At 60.5% G+C, this 17,434-nt stretch carries 12 protein-coding genes; 4 read left to right on the top strand and 8 right to left on the bottom strand.

Features of this window, described 5'->3' with window-relative positions; all coding sequences use genetic code 11:
- Positions 1-486: 486 nt before the first annotated feature.
- Positions 487-1,485 (bottom strand): polyprenyl synthetase family protein, encoded by a 999-nt coding sequence (locus ACTJJK_RS14150; RefSeq protein ID WP_440730539.1) that lies wholly within the window; start codon positions 1,483-1,485, stop codon positions 487-489.
- Positions 1,486-2,230: 745 nt separating this feature from the next.
- On the opposite strand from ACTJJK_RS14150, the gene ACTJJK_RS14155 reads away from it, so the two are divergent.
- The 3 genes from ACTJJK_RS14155 to ssb all read left to right on the top strand — a co-directional run bounded on the left by ACTJJK_RS14155 (position 2,231) and on the right by ssb (position 5,599).
- Positions 2,231-3,838: a hypothetical protein gene (locus ACTJJK_RS14155; RefSeq protein WP_031371869.1), complete on the top strand. Its 1,608-nt coding sequence runs from the start codon at positions 2,231-2,233 to the stop codon at positions 3,836-3,838.
- An 80-nt stretch (positions 3,839-3,918) separates the two neighbouring features.
- Positions 3,919-4,467 (top strand): hypothetical protein, encoded by a 549-nt coding sequence (locus tag ACTJJK_RS14160; protein WP_223619947.1) that lies wholly within the window; start codon positions 3,919-3,921, stop codon positions 4,465-4,467.
- Between the two features lie 592 nt (positions 4,468-5,059).
- Positions 5,060-5,599 carry a single-stranded DNA-binding protein gene (gene ssb, locus ACTJJK_RS14165; RefSeq protein ID WP_440730540.1) on the top strand — a complete coding sequence of 180 codons (540 nt, stop codon included), beginning with the start codon at positions 5,060-5,062 and terminating at the stop codon, positions 5,597-5,599.
- Between the two features lie 307 nt (positions 5,600-5,906).
- On the opposite strand, the gene ACTJJK_RS14170 is transcribed toward ssb, so the two are convergent.
- From ACTJJK_RS14170 to ACTJJK_RS14180, 3 genes are all read right to left on the bottom strand, one after another.
- The gene (locus tag ACTJJK_RS14170; protein WP_440730541.1) at positions 5,907-6,104 is read right to left on the bottom strand and encodes a hypothetical protein; all 198 of its coding nucleotides are present in this window, start codon (positions 6,102-6,104) and stop codon (positions 5,907-5,909) included.
- A gap of 168 nt (positions 6,105-6,272) precedes the next feature.
- On the bottom strand, positions 6,273-7,406 hold the full coding sequence (locus ACTJJK_RS14175) for a hypothetical protein (RefSeq protein ID WP_440730542.1): 1,134 nt from the start codon (positions 7,404-7,406) through the stop codon (positions 6,273-6,275).
- Between the two features lie 47 nt (positions 7,407-7,453).
- A complete protein-coding gene (locus tag ACTJJK_RS14180) occupies positions 7,454-8,152 on the bottom strand; it encodes a helix-turn-helix domain-containing protein (protein WP_440730543.1) in 699 nt (232 codons plus the stop codon).
- Between the two features lie 336 nt (positions 8,153-8,488).
- Between ACTJJK_RS14180 and ACTJJK_RS14185 the strand changes: the two genes are divergently transcribed.
- Positions 8,489-10,675 carry an SEC-C metal-binding domain-containing protein gene (locus tag ACTJJK_RS14185; RefSeq protein ID WP_440730544.1) on the top strand — a complete coding sequence of 729 codons (2,187 nt, stop codon included), beginning with the start codon at positions 8,489-8,491 and terminating at the stop codon, positions 10,673-10,675.
- A 299-nt stretch (positions 10,676-10,974) separates the two neighbouring features.
- Here ACTJJK_RS14185 and ACTJJK_RS14190 read toward each other — a convergent pair whose 3' ends face one another.
- The 4 genes from ACTJJK_RS14190 to ACTJJK_RS14205 form a co-directional block, all read right to left on the bottom strand.
- A complete protein-coding gene (locus tag ACTJJK_RS14190) occupies positions 10,975-12,276 on the bottom strand; it encodes an FRG domain-containing protein (RefSeq protein WP_440730545.1) in 1,302 nt (433 codons plus the stop codon).
- Between the two features lie 141 nt (positions 12,277-12,417).
- Complete coding sequence (locus ACTJJK_RS14195) at positions 12,418-15,831, bottom strand: hypothetical protein (protein ID WP_440730546.1); 3,414 nt, start codon at positions 15,829-15,831, stop codon at positions 12,418-12,420.
- Positions 15,832-15,954: 123 nt separating this feature from the next.
- Complete coding sequence (locus ACTJJK_RS14200; RefSeq protein WP_440730547.1) at positions 15,955-16,179, bottom strand: hypothetical protein; 225 nt, start codon at positions 16,177-16,179, stop codon at positions 15,955-15,957.
- An 87-nt stretch (positions 16,180-16,266) separates the two neighbouring features.
- Complete coding sequence (locus tag ACTJJK_RS14205) at positions 16,267-16,518, bottom strand: hypothetical protein (protein WP_440730548.1); 252 nt, start codon at positions 16,516-16,518, stop codon at positions 16,267-16,269.
- Between the last annotated feature and the right edge of the window lie 916 nt (positions 16,519-17,434).

Below are 17,434 nucleotides of genomic sequence, written 5' to 3' on the forward strand. Positions count from 1 at the left end.
GGAGGGCGGCCCGCATGGATGCGGGCCGTTTTTCATCGGGACAGGGATGTCCCGTATGAAAAATCCCTGCGTTGGCATCGCTCGTGCGGGCCTGTGATTCAAAGAAAAGCAACTTCTTTGGTTACCTTTCTTTTGTTGCTTATGACAAAAGAAAGTAACCCGCTGCTTTAGTGGCGGAAGCTTTTGGCGTTTGATCTTGATGTTGCTTGAGCGACACGCCGCGAGACCGTTGCAGCGCGGTCGCGGCTTGCGCCGCTCCTACCCTGCGCCAGCACGCTGCTTCGATGGGTAGCATCGGCGTTGTGGCTTCTGCGCGTCTCGTGGTCGCGGCTTGCGCCGCTCCTACCCCCGCGTAAGTACGCCGCTTCGATGAGCGACGTCGGCGTTGTCGCCTTTGCGCGTCCCGCGGTCGCGGCTCACGCCGCTCCTACAGGGGAAGGGGGCACCTCTCCAATGCAAATACTGCGATAGCGCAACTGCCGCGACTCAGTGATCGCGGCTGACCGCATACCGCGCCAAACCGCGCAGGGCGACGGTGTAGTCGTTCTCTTCCAGCGCGTCCAATGCGGCTTCGGCCGCGGCGGCGTAATCGCAGGCACGCTTACGGCTGTAGTCGAGGCCGCCGGTGGCGTGGATCGCCGCCAGCACTTCCGGCATGGCTTCGGTGTCGCCGTGTTCGACCGCGGCACGCAGGCGTGCGCGGGTGGTGTCGTCGCTGTGGGCGATCGCATGGATCAAAGGCAGGGTGGCCTTGCCTTCGGCGAGGTCGTCGCCGAGGTTCTTGCCCAGGGTCTGGGCATCGGAGGCGTAATCGAGCACGTCGTCGGCGATCTGGAAGGCATAACCTAGCGCCATGCCGTAGTCGTGCATGCGTTGCTGCACTTCGGCGTCGGCACCGGCCAGCACTGCGCCCAGGCGGGTGGCGGCGGCGAACAACACCGCGGTCTTGCGCTCGATCACGCGCAGGTAGGCGGTTTCGTCGGTGTCGGGGTTGCGCACGTGCAGCAACTGCAGCACTTCGCCTTCGGCGATCTGGTTGGTGGTGTCGGCGAGGATCTTCATCACTTCCAGGCGGTCGAGTTCGACCATCAACTGGAAGCTGCGCGAATACAGGAAATCGCCGACCAGCACGCTGGCGGCGTTGCCCCAGACCGCATTGGCGGTCTTGCGCCCGCGGCGCAGGTCGGACTCGTCGACCACGTCGTCGTGCAGCAGGGTGGCGGTGTGGATGAATTCGACCACCGCGGCGAGCTGGTGCGCGTCCCGCCCGCGGTGATTCAGGGCGCCGGCGGCGAGCAGCAACAGCATCGGCCGCAGGCGCTTGCCGCCTGCGCCGACGATGTATTCGGCGACCTGGTTGATCAGTACCACGTCGGAAGACAGGCGTCGGCGGATCAGCGCATCGACGGCTGCCATGTCGTCACGGGCCAGGGATTGGATGGTCGCCAAATCGGCGACGGACATGGTCGTGGCGCTGGGAGGCATGGGACGGCCGAGTGGTTGGAATCGCGATTATAGAGTGTGAGCGCCGTCGAGCTTAAGCCTGCGTCGCAGGCCGCGAAGTCCCGGAGAAGTTCCCAATGATCTTGGCCGTGGTCCGGCAGGCACTGCCGAATGCCCAGCGGAGCCGGCAGGGGCCTGGATTCGCCGCGATCTTCGCTCGATCCTGCGGCCGGGGCGCGGCGTTCGGATGCGTTCCCAGGCCTGCCTCTCGGTCGCCACGCCATCGGATGCCGCGGCGGGCCTGGCCCGGCGAGACGATTTAAGTGCCTGATAGGGCAGGGATTGGGCGGCGGCCGCCGCAGGGGTCTGGCTGCCGGCCCTCGCCCGAGGCTCCCCACATGCTGGGTGGCGATGCCCATATGCCCCGCATCCGTTCGCCGCAGCTTCGTCGGCCTGGGCGGCCCAGCAGGAGCGCTGTCGTGCCGAACCTCGTTCATCCGATCCGCCGGCTTGGTCGCCGGCCCGCGGGCCGATGGCGCCGGCGCGCCTGCGACAACCGGACTCACCACCGCAGCGGCCGGATCGGGCCGGACGCCCATCGAATGCGCCGGCCGCGACCGCGACAACGACCACGTTGTCGACATTGGCTCCCTGGTCTGGGCCCCGTTCGGCAGGCCATTTCTAGGGTCAGCCCTAATGGAACCGGGCCGGGAGCGCGGACTAGGCTGCGTGCATTCGTGGCGACTCCCTCGAAGGGCCCGCCTATCCCCCGTGTCGGAGAACGATCATGGCCATCGATGGCGTCAAGACCACGCAAGTCCTCGACCGCGACTTCGGTGTGTTCGATACCGCCAGGCAGGGCGACCCGAGCAAGGCCGACGGCAAGATCAGCCAGGAAGACCTGCAGGCGGTCGCCGACAACGTCGACAACAAGTTCACGCCCGAGCAGCAGCAGGCGGCGAAGGACGTGCTCGGCAGCCTGGCTGTGCGCAGCTTTCTCGACGTCGGCGCCGGCAAGGGCGAAGTCGACGGCACCATCGGCCGCGGCGACGTCACCGGCGCGATGGAGTCGATCAAGAACGGCAACTACACCAGCGAATTGCTCGATACCGCGGCCGGCCGCGGGCGCTCGGACGGGTTCGCGAGCAAGGACGACGTCATCGCCGCGCTCAACGACCCGGGCGTGCCGCAGCAGGTCAAGGACACGCTGCAACTGGCCCGCACCGGCGACCCCGGCGAGCTCAACGACCTGATCAAGGGCTTGAAGGAAGACGGCTACAAGGCCGGCAGCGAGCTGTACAACTCCGCCGAGTTCAAGGCCCTGTCGCCCGAGGACAAGAAGCTGGCGGCCGAGGTCTTCCGCGACGCCAAGGGCGACGCGGGGACCACCAACGACCTGCTCAAGCAGATCAAGGACCCTTCGTTCCAGGCGCTGACCGCGCCGCAGAAGAGCGCCAAGCTCGAAGAATTCGCCCTGACCCATTCGGCCGAATTCAAGGCCTTGCCGGCCGCCGACCAAAAGAACATCACCGACGCCCTGGCCGGCCGCAAGTCCACCGACACGGCCTTGCCGAAGGCCTTGCACGACCTGATCGAGGACAAGAAATTCTCCGAACTCTCGGCCGGCGACAAGACCGCGGTGCTGAGCCAGGCCAAGAATTATCCGGATTCGCGCTCGGTCTCGAACATGGAGCGCACCCTGCAGAAGGAGTGGTTCCAGGACCAGGACGGCGGCGACAAGCAGCGTTCGTTGAAGCTGGTCGCGCACCTGTCGCAGCACGACAGCGGCGATCGGGCGATCATCGACAACACCTTGAACCGTTTCCTCTCCCCGGATTCGGATTACGAGCTTGAGTGGAAGGCCATTCCGGACGAGGGCGGCAACACCACCTACGGTTACGCCGACGACGAAACCCTGACCTTGAACGCCAACAAGGTGCCGGCCGACAACAACCGGGTCAGCGGCAGCGACGCCGAAGCGGTGATCGAGAACACCACCGCGCACGAGGTCAGCCACCTGGTGAACGGCGACGAGACCAACCAGACCTTCGACTACCTCAACGAGGAATACCGCGCCTGGTACGTCGGCTACATGGCCGAGAACGGCAAGCCGCCGAGCAACGAAGAGGCCGCGGACCGTTGGGAATATTTCCTTAACCCGAGCGGCGGCTATGCCGACTATGCTCACGGCATCCAGAGAGACTGGTGGTGGGACACCGACGGCGCGCTCGACAAGCCCGAGGAAGCCGCCAAGATCTTCGATACCCTGAGCCAGCTGACCGGCCTCAAGGTCGATGCGAGCAACTATCAGTCCGTCCTGAGCGATACGAGCAAATGGAAGACCAAGCCGTCCGATCCTGCCGCCTCGGTGCCGCCCGGAGACCGGGACAACTGAGTCTGTCCGGTGGCATCCTCCGGGTACTGTTCCTGGGGTGGGTTGCGACCGCTACTTCCGCTTGCAGCAAGGAGATTGCGATGGACGCCAATACCAGCGCCGATGTAGTTGCCGAAGTCAGCGCCGCCGCGCTGCGCGACCACGGCTGGAGCAAGGACCAGATCGAAGTCGGCTCGACCCAGGCCCTGGACCTGGCCGGCTGCCGTTTCTTCCGGGTCTCCAACCGCGCCCGCGCCGGCCAGCAGCCGGCCGATTACGCGGTCCTGCCGGACGGCTCGCTGGTCAGCGGCACCCAGGCCGGCGGCGCCAACGGCGCCGAAGCCGTGCTGCGCAGCTGCGGCCAGAACGCCCCGGCCGAATGGTGGGCCCAGGTCGTCTCGCGTTTCGCGGCTGTTGGCGGGGTCATGGTCGACGAAAATGCGCCCTCGGCGATCCGCCGCATCCGCAAGTCCGGCGTCAGCTCGTATGCGCCCACTCTGCAGCCCAACGGCAACGCCAAGGTGCTGACCTTCTACAGCAACGACTACGAACGCAGTACCACCTACCGGGTGACCGCCACCCTCGACGCGGCCGGCAAGCTCAGCGTCGACAAGACCGCATTGGCGGCCAAGGCCGAAGCCGCGCACTGAAGCGCGGGCCGGGTCGTGCCGACGTACAGGGTGGGAGCGGCGTCCTACTGGATTTCGTTCGGTCATAAGCCGCGACGGCGCCGTCTCAACCTTGCGGCGACCCCGGTCGGCCCCTTGTAGGAGCGGCATAAGCCGCGACCAAGGGACGCGCAGAGATCGCCCTGCCGACGTCACTGATCGATGCCGCGAACTATCGCGGGGTAGGAGCAGCGCAAGCCGCGACCGCCATGCTCGACCCACTGCGTAAGGACGGCGGCCCCCTGAGACGGGCCTCTGACAGACAGGCCCCGCGGCGCATGCGCACACCTCCGCCCGGCCAGGACGGTTCTAGGCTCCGATCCCGGCAACGCCCCGGCGGCAACGGAAGCCAAGCCAACCCAGACACCCCGCTTGGCCCAGATCCATACCTCACAAGCCACAGACCCAAGCCAGCCAAGCCTCCAGCCCCGCTCAGCCCGCCTGCGGTCAGGGCATCCACCCGGACGCCATCATCGGACAAATCCCACCCCAAACCGCGCCCGGCGCCGATGGCCGGGGAGGCCGCTATAATCCATCATCCCGGCCGTACCCCCGGCAATATGTAAGGAATCCCATGGCACGCGGCATCAACAAGGTCATCCTGGTCGGCAACCTCGGCAACGATCCTGAGACCAAATACACCCAGGGCGGCATGGCCGTGACCACCCTCAGCCTGGCCACCACCAGCGTCCGCAAGGACAAGGACGGCCAGACCCAGGAACGCACCGAGTGGCACCGGGTCAAGCTGTTCGGCAAGCTCGGCGAGATCGCCGGCGAGTACCTGCGCAAGGGCCGCCAGGTCTACATCGAAGGCTCGATCCGTTACGACAAGTTCACCGGTCAGGACGGCGTCGAGAAGTACTTCACCGACATCATCGCCGACGAAATGCAGATGCTCGGTGGCGGCGATGCAGGCGGCGGTGGCGGCGAACGCCCCGCGCGTTCCTCCGGCGGCGGTGGCGAGCGTTCCGCGCGCCCGTCCGGCGGTGGTGGTGGTGGCGGCGGTGGCGGTTACGGCGGCGGTCGCCAGGACTCCGCCCCGCGTCGCGAAGCGCCCCCGGCCAAGTCGAACGACTTCGGCGACGATTTCGCGGATGACGATATTCCGTTCTAGTATCGACCACAGACTAAAACGTTACATTTAGTCAAAAAGGCCCGTTTTTGCGGGCCTTTTATTTTGTCTAGAGGTTGTTGCAAGCAACTTGCAGGACGTAGAGTTCCTGCTGCCACCTGAAGTGTTGGTACATATCCATGAGCCAGAAGTCGGGCTGTCGCGTCGGCGCCGGTATCTACGCTGACCGGGACACCGCGGTGCAGGACATATCTGAGTACATCGACGGCTTCTACAACCCGCTCAGACGCATAGCTACCTAGGTGGAGTCAGCCCAGATGAGTTCGAAGCCACGCACCGGAGGCGTGGATCACGTGCCCACTAAATCCTGGTAACTCCTCAGGGTGTGAAACAGATTATCGTGGCTGTAGACCGTGCCGGCGTGCTGGCGCACGCAGTACATGTCCAAGCGGGTATTGCGCTGCCAGTCTTGCGAGAACCAGAACACCACGGTCACCCGTGCCAGCGGCAAGACGATGCTCGCGCATAAGGCGCACTGCCGCCACACACGCTCTCGTTCGAGTTGGCCCCGGGCAAGTCGCTGTCCGATGCGCAGCAGGCTGTCGGGGCGATAAGACGCTGGCGCTCGCGCACCCACCGCCACCCTCAGTCCTTGCTCAACTGTAGGTTGCGTACCCTCATTTCGCTTTCGGTCCGAGTTAGCCCGTCCAGACGGCTAGGCGGGCCGGGGTGTGGCTTGCCGGACCATGCCGGCCCCTGCGGGCGACCAAGCCCTCAGGCAGCTTTCGCCGCGCGCGATGAACTCCGGAATCGCGTCCGGGCTGCTGCGTTGTTGTTCGTACCAGGCCAGGTCGCGGCCTCGTTGGAAGGCATCGGACAGGCAGTCTGCGATGGTCCGGGCCTGATCAGCTGGCCACCAAGTCGTCAATGCGGAGGCCAGATCGTCCAGCGTCGGATCTTCGATCGTCGTGGTGAACAGGGTCCGGGCGATGCGACGCAGGCCGTCGTCCAGCGAGGCGAACAGATAGCGGGTGTCACTGCCGTGGGCGTTGTTTGCATGACGTATGAACTCGCTCAGGTGGGTGATGTCCCAGGCGGCGTTGGCGACGCCGGCGAGCGCGCGTTCGCGCTGCTCTGACCGGAGGCCCTTGAGCAGGCGTTTTCGCGGAAAGCCCGGGGCGAAGTAGTGGCACGCGAAGATTGCCGCGGGACCGGCAAGGATGAAATCGTTGTACATCCACTCGAACAGCTCGAGCGCCCGCTTCAACGGCGTCAGCGGGAGCAGTTCCAGTTGCCCGATCTTGAGCGCGGCGATGTAGTTGCAGCGCCATCGATGCAATGGCCGGGTAAGGTCGCGGTCGTCAGCAACCGCGACAGGATCGCCCAGTGAGGAGATGCTGTCGGACCGCCCCAGTGCCAGATCGATCCATGTGCGCGGGTGGGCTTTGTCCGCCAACCGGAACCGGGCGAGTTCCTCGTGCGCCGCCGCGTTTCCTTGTGCCGGCCCCAATTCGTGGTAGGCGATCGACGGCTCGATCTGGATGTCGAGGCATTGCGCGAACGCGAGCACGGCGGCTGCCAGCCGCTGCTGGTCGTCGGCGTCACCACCGGAGGTGGCCTTGGCCAGTCGGGACACGATGTTCCTGTCGGGCAGCATGACCAAGCTGACCTTGTCGACCATGCTGCCGTAGAAATGGCCTCCCAGGTGGTACATGCCGACATCGGGCGGGATGTAGCCCGGGACGAACACGTCTGCGCGTTCCAGCATCGATGCGATCTGCTGGAGCTCGTCCAGCGGAAAGTCCACCGGCAACTGGACCATGAAGGTCATGTCCTCTTCGTCTTCCATTGGCGTCTCGGATCGATGGCGGGAACCGGCCTATTGGCATTTTGGGACTAGAGACCGATCCTGCCGATCTTCGGCGTGGCGAACTGCTCGGGTTCCTTACCGAGTCGGAACGCCATCACGTACAAGGCGGTGACCGGAGCTGGGTTGGAATCAGACTGGCCTGAAGCCCATTTGACTTGCATTTTTCGCTCGGCATATCGCAACGAGACGCCCTGCGCCCGGAGCGTATCGATATGCGCCTGCAGTTCGTCGTAGATCTCAAGCTTCTGCGTCTCTGAATAAACGTCGGCACAGTCGCGGTAGTCGCGAAAGTAGTCCACCAGCGCGGCAAATTCCTCGGCGGCCTCGCGAGGCAATTCGAACGCCGGTTCTGACAGGTCCATGGCGCAGCTCTCCGCCAGCCTTGCCAACTGCCTGCCCGTGGTCAATGGCAGTACGGTCAGTGTGATGTGTTCGCGGTCAAACTTCTCCTTGGCTACCTTCAATTCATCCGTAGTCGGAATGTGGAAAGGCTTGTTCAGCACGTCGACGTCCTCGAAATCGAACGCGCTAGCGAGCGCTCGGCGCGTGTCGAAGCTGGCAACCTCACCCTTCTCGACGCGCTGGATCGTCCGCACGTTGAGGTGGGAGATTTCGGCCAACTGCTCCTGCGACCAATGCCGTAGTTCGCGAAAGGTGCGGACGCATAAGGCCAATTCCTCCGGCGTCAGCAGGCGGGATTGTGGGTTGCTCTCCGTAGTGTTCATCGGGATCCTGTATGTCCAATCGACGCCGCCGAGTATGGGAAGACGGGGCGGAAGTAAACACGACAGCGGCCCGGCAGCAGCCCGACACGGGCGACTATAGCTTGGCTGCAGGGGGGGCGGGGTCCCCGAACTCCACGGTCCGGCCCGCGCCGCCTTGCGCTCATACCAGTCGCGACCGTCCAGTCCGATACCTGGCGCCTTCGGCCAAGGGGGGCGCAGTGCCCGCGGATCGCTTGCGGCGCGACCTGCGTGACGCTAGAGGACGAGCACGGCATGATCGACTTCGTGGTTCCGTGCCAGGTGAGAAAGGCCAGTCACTGACGAAGGGAAATTACCTTGGATCGCCTCGGGGACATCATGAGAAAAATGGCGCGTAGCGAAGCGGAAGTGTTTGCCGAACTAGGTGATCTGGCTGGATCGCCAGGGTATGTCCATGCGATTGCCCAGATTTGCTGTCGCGACAATCTCGTAACGTATATCAATGACCTGAAAGCATCAGACTTGCAGAAGCTTTACAGTCCAGACCGTTTGATTCGGACCGAGATCACGACGCTTTTGGGATTGCTTGCCCGCGGCGCGATGGATACAACGTTGCCGGCAGCCGAGGTCGTGCAGGAGTACGTCCGAAGAACCGATGCGCTGATGGAAGAGCTGCATGCTGCGATCGGAGCGCCAATGTTCGATCGTGTAAGGGCCGCCGCGAAATCACCAGCTCAAAAAGCCAATGTCTGGCATGGAGAGGCGATGCGTGAGCCTATCTTCTATGGGGCTGAGTCGGCTTTCCAGTTCCAGTATCGTGATTTCGCAGTGGAGAAATACGGTCGGGACGATCCCTGGCTGCAGCAGGCAAAAGGCTTTTCAATCGGAGAGGCGAGAACCATCGCCGAGGCGATGTGTGTGTTGCTGGTCGAGAAAGCGACGCATATCCACGCCGAGATGAAAAGGTCTGGCGAGTCTCCAACGACTTGGCTCCCTGCTTTCGAGCAGCATCCCGACGAGATTGCGCAGCGGGTGAACGTCCCCGTCGAACGGGTTCGTGCTTTCTTGGCCGCTTTTACCATGCGTGGCGATAATGCCAAGTTTCGATCGGTAAGTGATTTCAACTCGTTGGCCGAATCGCCTCTCCTCGCAATTGACGGAGGTCGCGTGCTTCTGTTCCAGAGCTACAGCCTCTACGAGGCACTATATGATTCTCCATTCTATTGGATGATGGGAGATGACGTCTATCGTCCGACCGCTGCCAAGCATCGAGGCGACTTCACCGAGGCGTTCACGGCTCGGCGGATTGAGCACGTGTTCGGCACGGACCACGTTCATCGCAACGTCAATCTCGTCCATGGAAAGAATAAGATCGTTGCCGAAATAGACGTTCTGGTCGTGTTCGGCGACAGACTGATCGTCGTGCAGGCCAAATCGAAGAAGCTGACTCTGGAGGCGCGGCGTGGCAACGACGGTCAGTTGCGAAAGGACTTCGCCGGCGCCATCCAGACCTCCTACGGCCAAGCGTACCTGTGCGCCGACAAGATCGTTTCCGGTGAATGCAGGCTGGTGAGAGCTGATGGCAAGGAAGTCGCGCTCCCGTACTCGCCGAAGGACATCTTCATCTTCAACGTAATTTCGGATCACTACCCGGCGCTTGCGTTTCAGACGAGGCAATATCTGGAATATCAGGAGACAGCGCAGATCCGATCTCCGTTTGTGATGGACGTATTCCTGCTCGACGCTCTCACCGAGATGCTGGATAACCCGTTGCGGCTCCTGAGTTACGCCAAGCATCGAGCGGATAACACGCAACGTCTCGCATTGAGTCACGAGTTCACGGCACTCAGCTTCCATCTCAAGAGAAACCTGTGGATAGAATCCAAATACGACGCGGTGATGTTGGACGACGACATTGCGATCGATCTGGACTTGGCGATGATGGTGCGGCGGGACAATGTGCCAGGGCCGCCAACTCCTGATGGCATCCTCACCCGTTTCGCTGGAACACTTTTTGAACGACTGCTGGAGCAGATCGAGGAAGATCCGAATCCACTCAGTCTTGAGCTCGGATTGACATTGTTGAAGCTGGGGGAAGATTCCTGCCGGGCCATCGATCAGGGACTTAAGTTCATCACTCGCCAGACCAAGATGGATGGCAAGACACACGACTTCACTGTCGGGGGGGCAGAGGGTGGTATCACGTTTCATTGCAATGTCGAGCCTTCCGATGCGGCAATGGCGAAGCTGGGTAACTATTGCAATCTTCGGAAGTACGCCGAGCGTACACGGCAATGGATAGGGGTTTCCTTGAACTACGAGGCCGGCCTGCAGTTTGGTGTCTACCTGGACAATGAATGGAAGCAATCGGACGAAATGGATGCGGCTACGGCGGGAATGCGCAAGCCGATGAAGCCGGCAGGCTTCACGCGGGCGATCGGAAGTAACCGCGTACGTAAAGTCGGGCGCAACGATTCTTGCCCATGCGGAAGTGGCAATAAGTTCAAGAAGTGCTGCATTGATATTTTCGATAAAAGCCGATAGCCGAATCGCCACAGTCAAAGGAATCTGCGTCCCGGCGTATCGCCGTCGTGCTCGCGGGCTGGGCCGCGCGCCTCGGGCTAGTCGCGGCCATTCGGCTTTGATCCCTGATGCCTGCGGTCGTGACCGACCTGCGCGCTCCGCTTGCCATAAGGTGCTGCCTTGGAAATCCGAGGCAGTTTTTCGGAAATGTGGTGGGCGATCTTGCTCGGTCCGGTAAGGGTGATCTGTGGTCAAAATACTGGCGAAACAACAGCCGCTTCATATGTCAGGCTCGCACGCAATTCAAGCGGGCGGGTGCGTCAAGTTTCCCTGAACTGGAACTTTGAGGCGATGTATTTCGCGGAACTCTCAATGTATGGGAACACGGTGCTTTCATTGATATTGAGCTGATCAAGCTGTTTGAGAACGGCACGCTTGTTCGATACGCCAATGCGCTGGACCGAGATTTCCGGGGTTCCAACTTCATCTAGGGTCGCGTCATGGCCGAACAGCAGGAACGCCCCCGACTGGAATGCGATCCGACTGTTGGTGTGCTTTCCCTTGACGCAGATAACCGAGCGGAGATGACGCGGGTCCAACCGGCTCTCGAAGAAAGGCTTCTCTTCCTTGACGAAATGCAGCAGTCGTTTCACTGCTAGCTGCTGATTGAACTTACGAACATCGTTGCTGGTGTAGTCAATAGATTCCTTCGAATCCTGCGGAAGCCGGCTCAGGTTAGCGATGCAACTGGCGGTATCCGAATCGAAGTATTTGATCTGGCTCCGATCCATCGAGAACACGACTACTTCGCCATCGTCGTCCGGATTGCTCTTGCAGGTGAAGTAAAGCGCGATCAGTGGGTTTGAGGTGATGTCGAGTAATCGCGCAGGTAGCGAATAGTGTTGCATCCTGACGAGTCGGTCGAGGGTATAAACGTCGCCGTGGAAATCGACGGAATTAGAGACTAGCAACTCTCGATACATCCGATCCTCGGCGTCCCGGTAAATGAAGTTTCCACGTTCGTCTTTTCGAAGGATGGATGGTTCGAGTCGGTATTTGGCGCGGTTCGAGTGCCCGCGATAGAATACCTCGCGGCCGTGATAGTTCATGTCCAACACGTTCTCAATGAACGCGCCGACGCTACCGGCTTGGAATTCCGGGGGTGAGGCCGGTGGTAGATCCGCTTTTGCAATCCTGGGGCTTGCCGAGGCGCCAGGGACGATTCCGGCAGCGATCAGTACCTCGAAAAGATCCTCGTCCTTGATCGCCCAATGGGTCCGGTTGAGTTCCCAGTTGCGGATGTCCAAAGCCGTCTGCAGGGGTTCGATCCGCTCGAAGGGGATGGGCGGAATCTGAGGATCTAATTCCGGCTGGACGTAGAGCAGGCTCCCATTTCCGCGAAGTTTGACCGACTTCAGGCGCCCAACGCGCATCGGCTCGTCGGTGCCTTCATAAGCAAACAGGCACGGTAGTTCCATCAATGCTCTGAGTTGTAGATCCTTTAGCTCGCGGAAGCTGGCCGCAATATCATCGCTGGTGTACTCAAGGAACCGGCCGCGAGGGTACTCGTAGCCGGGAAGATTCCAGGCGCCATCGCTGGCAGTGACAAGGAAGTTGAACATGTGCTTAGAGAACTGCCAGGACTTTATCTACGGCAGACAATAGCAGAGCCCCGTCCCAACTTGGCGATCTCGGTTTTCCGGCGTGCTGCCTCACCCATGACCGCGGTCCTGTTCGTTTGAATTAATGCGCCAGTGGAGAAGTTACTGCGGTCCTGTCACGACGGCTTGCAGCCAAGTATCCAGCATGCCGAGGCGAACGAACTCGATCGACGTGGGATACGGTGGACTGCGCATCCAGTAAAAGATGCGGGGGCATACATACAGATCGATGATAGTGGCCTGTGCCAGGTTGGGTGCTGGCCAGCCCAGAAGCGTCCTAAGACGCTCCGCGTTGCTCGTAAGGAACTGCCTGCGCCGATTGATCTTGCCAAGGTGGCCGTCTGTCATCGCCTTTCCGAAAATGTGTTCACGCAGCCGGCGCGCGTCCTTGAAGCTAAAGGCCGGCTTGTTGAACTTGCATTCGATGGTCAGCCACAGATTGCGTTCGGGGCAATAGGCGAGCACATCGTAGTCCCCGATATCCTCGTAGGACTCCTTGGGGAAGCGATGCTTGAAGTTGATCCCGTGCTGAACATGCGCCACGTGCCGCCGGCAGATCTCGAATGCGCGAGCCTCCAGTTCAAGTTCGGCGCGTCGCTTGATGGATGCGCATACCTCCTCGACATGCGACCACGGGAGGTCAGCGGGAGGATACCCTTCCGAAAAGGATGCCGCCCAGATGCTGTGTGCGCGACTTGCAGCCGCCGCGCCCCATGCCAGTTGTCCGTCATCGAGTTGGATCAGCGGCCGGATCGAGTACCGGTGATCTCGTTTCCGGTGCTCCCAGATCGGAACATCCGACTCCTCGATGTCCCGGCCCACAAGGAGGCGTATGCGCTGAGGATTCAGCACGAGGAATTCCACCACCTTCCGCGCAACCGGTTCTGACATGTCCTGGATGGTTTTCGCCAGCTCGGCGACGAGGACGTCGACGGTTGCCCGATAGGACAGGTGCAGATCATCCGGTCGCCCATTGACGGAAGGCCAGCGAGATAGGATGACAAGCGCGTGCAAGAGGTGGGTCAGGGTGAACCCCGAATCAAGGAACAGGGCCTCGTCGAGCTGCCGGGCCTCGCTATCGTTGAGTGATGAAATTTCATCGCCGGCCGTACCCGCGCCAAGCTTCTTATCCGCGATCTCACGATCGTAGGTTTCATTGTTGCCAGAGGCATAGAAGACCTCTGGAACGAGGCTGGAGTCGAGCTCGATTCCGCCGACATCAATCGCGTTGTGCAGGGTGTCGCTTGCACCGTGTAGCACCATCAGCCAATCAACTTCAGCGATCAGGCTGGTGACCGCATCGAAAGTGGGTACTTCGAGTCCCGAAGAATGCGACGAATGGACGAACTCCAACAGATACCGATAGTTCCTCGCGTTAGTAATGAAATCGTGATGGGCTTTGACCAAATCGCTTTGACGGTCGAAGTCCACTTCGTGGGTCAAGCTCATCTTGAGTCGATGTTCGCGGTGATCATAGTCAGCGACCAAGGCGTCGAACTGCTCGAGGGAAAAAATAATCAGTGGTGTCCTCGCGAATCGATTGATCTTCTGATGGACGAGATCGCGATAAGCATCGCGGGCCGGATCAATGATCGCCTTGGCATCGGTAAGCTCGTACCGTCCTGGCTTCGTGCCAAGCCTCTCGAATGTCACAGCGAGCTCCCGCCGGGCAGCCTTGAACTGCGACGGTGACGGCAATGCCGGATCGGTATGGTCGGGGACGTCCACCACTCTTTGCATCTCGCTCATGGTGAACCGGGGCAATCGATCACTGGAACTCAGGATCAGCGCGACGGTTTCCTTGGTAAGCAGAATGTCGGTAAGGTTCGCCAGGCCGCTCACCCACGCGGCTAGACTCCCTGCCTCGAACCTGGCGTCTTTGGCATCCATCAGTCCGCGGCGAACTTGAGCCAGGTCAACCTCAACTCGCAGGGCAAGGGATTCTGGCGCGTCCTTAAGAATTTCCCACGCGGTCAGTAGGGGCGCATCGACGTCATTGTCATCGCCCTTCATCTGCGACGGCAGGGAGCTCTCTCGCGCAAGGCAGTGCGTCACAACTCGCCTGCGCAATAGCTCGGCGGGAAGCAGGTCGCGGCGTTGATTGACCGAATCGGCCAGGCAGTGGATAAAGGCTTCGAGAATACTTCCATCCTCGACCATCAGGTGCTGCGAGATCGCATCGAGCATGAAGTGCACGCTGGCGGTGGCCAGCTCCGCTGTCCATGCCAGACGCGAGTCCGCCCTGCTGGTCATGCGAAGCAGTCCGTCCGATCCGTTCTTGGGGTCGAGCTTCCAGGTAGTCGGGTCGTCGTCCGGAAACCTAGCCGGCGCGGCTTGCCAAAACAGCTTCTCCTGCTCGTAACGCCAGTTCGAGCCTGAATGGGGGTCGAGAAAGATCATCGTGGGCTCGATGGCGCCCTCGATCAGCAAGCCATATGAGTGCCTGAACATGGCGAAGAGGTCTACTGGGCCAACGAACGGCCCCATCTGCGCTTGTGGATGCATATCCATAAAGTCGAAATACGACGCCAGTTCCTTGGCATCGCTGACGGCGCTGGTAATCGAGAGGAAATCGGACAGGAACAGCTTTCGTGCTGAAGAACGTGGAACAGAAATTGGTTCCGGGGCAGTCGATGATTGCTCGATCACCGCGATCAGCTTGATAGAAGCCGTATCGAAACCGCCCGGTGCGTCCGTCCCGAACACGACCAAGTCGTTGATGGACAGGTCCATGGCGATAAGGGCGCCCTCCTGCCTGAGTATCTCCAATAGCGCACTTTCGATTTTGTCCAGCAACGCGAGCCTATCCTTGCTCAGGACTACTATCATCCAAAGTGACGAGCCATGCGCGAGAAGGGCTGGGACCTCCAAGAAACTGCGCTTTCCATCCCTGAGGGCGATCCGATATGGACCAACCGCCGCGTGGCGGATGCGACCTTTAATATGGGGCGCAAGCGCGGCCGCGACCTGGCGTTCCAAGAGAGGTGGTGACTGCAATGACCGTCTATCCCAGAACTGAATGACAGTGCTGGCCGCGTCGCGCGGCGCTACCGGAAGCAATTTACCGGCGATGTCCAGAAGGACGTATGGCAGGACAGTTCCGGACATGATTGCGTTTCCGAAATCCTGATGTTTCCTTTTCATCCCGGGTTGCCCTTGGCGCAAAATCAACTCGGGGCTGATCGCGAGTTGGCCTGCCAACTCGGACAGCCTCGGAAGTGCGGACATGCACTGTCGCCAGAAATCCTCGCTCGGGACGTGCAACGCCCCAAAAGCGGCGGAGTCGTCGGCGTTGGATGCGGGGTGCTCTACGAGGGACAACAAGCGATCCTGCAGTAGCAAGACGCTATCCATGTCCTGCAGTTCCGAACTGCCTGCCATGTGCCGCATCCGGAAGGCGTCGATGAAATCAGTGATGCGTTCGCACGAGCCGCCGTAGAAGACCCGGAGGATTTCTGCGCCCCTGACGTACCTGACTTCGCCCCAGTCCGGTTCTGGCTCGTAGTCCTCCAGCATGGGAAACGAGGGCAAGTGCCTATGGGCTTCCGAGATGAAGGCCCGAAAACCGTCGTAGCTGTCGATCCGCCGCTCAGGTGAAAACTTGTCTGCCTCAATCGATGCGAAGATGGTGGATGCGAGTCAATGCTTGACCTGTGCAGAAAGATTAGGCAGCCAGAGTTCAGATGCAAGCAGAGAAACAAAGACGTCCCTTGCGTTGAAGCCCGAAAAGAGGTCGGCCAGGGTGGCCCACGAAGAAGCGAACCCTTGATCGAGGGCGTCTGGCACAGGAAGCCTTGCGTATCCAGGATGCTTGCCCTGCTTCTTCCGCTTCTTCTTCTTCTTCTTCTTCCGTGGCTTGGACATTCCCATCCCCTATTGATCGGTCCGGCCACCCCATTGTCACCATTTGCCACGCGGCGCGGTACAGAATCACGGGGCGCAGTGGATGAGTCAGCGTGTGCGCTCACTCAAAGCGCGTTTGGTTGCCGTGCTGACCTTGGTCTGGTTCGGCGTGGGACGGGCGTTGCGCCCGCTGGAATCGATCAGCCAGGAGCTGGCAGAACGCGAGCCGTCTGATTTGCGCTCCGTGGCCATCCCGGCGCCGGCGGAGGTCAAGCCGATGGCCGCGGCATCGCGAACGAGATGTAGCATCACTTGTTCCAACAGCCGAATTTGGAGGCCAATCTGGCAGAGCTTCACCAAGTCCGAGCTGGTTCATTTAAAGTGGGCTCGTTCACTGGCGAGCGGCTCAGTCTTGAGGCCGGTTCGACTATGCTTAGGGCCCTCGTCCGACGTGCGGATTGTGTTTGTTGTATTTCGGACAGCAGACGTCGTTAAAAAACTCGAAAAGCAACTTAAAGTCGGCCACTTCTGTCTCGCATGTGGATATATCTGGTTAATTTTAAAGGAATTGTCGGGGCTTCGTATAGCGTTTGGTGGTTAGAGCCTTTTTGAGGTTTACATGGTTTAGATGTCAGGTTATGTGCCCTGACTGATAGCTAGCTAGAAGCTAAAATAAGCTGCTTGTTAAAATGAGAAGCCACCCCCTTCCATGAAATTGGGGTGGCTTTTTTTATATTTGAAATGTAGCGAAATAATCATAAAGGGCTTCGTAAAGAGTTATTGCAGTTTCGAGATTGAGGAGGCGTGTCCACGTCTGAAGGATTGAACATGAAAGTCTGCGATGGGTATGCGAGCGTCTGATCGCGAAAGTTTTATTACACAGACACAAGGAGGGCGGTAAGTGGCTTATGTCGCGCTATAGGGAGCACGCGCGGAGTCTAATCGCCTAGTCCACGTAAGCCGACCGCTTTACGACACCGCATCCGCAGAGGTCAACGATAGATCGCGCTACTTCGGCGTGATCGAATGGACCTGGGTGCTGTCCGGTCTGCATCGGATGGCAACGCCGACTGGCGAGAAGCGTAGGCCGAACCCGAATACGACTGGGAGGTAAGACCTCGGCGGATAGTGTGTCCGCAAGTACTGCTGTAGAGCGAACAAAAAGGGGCGCATCGATTTATGGTCGATGCACATTTTTTGTAATGGGCGACGCGCCGTTCGCATCACGCCGAATCTTACCGTTCGTCGGATTTCGTCCGTAAACCTGTCCGGAACA

The organism is Lysobacter sp. 22409, assembly GCF_052045105.1.
GTDB classification, from domain to species: domain Bacteria; phylum Pseudomonadota; class Gammaproteobacteria; order Xanthomonadales; family Xanthomonadaceae; genus Lysobacter; species Lysobacter antibioticus_B.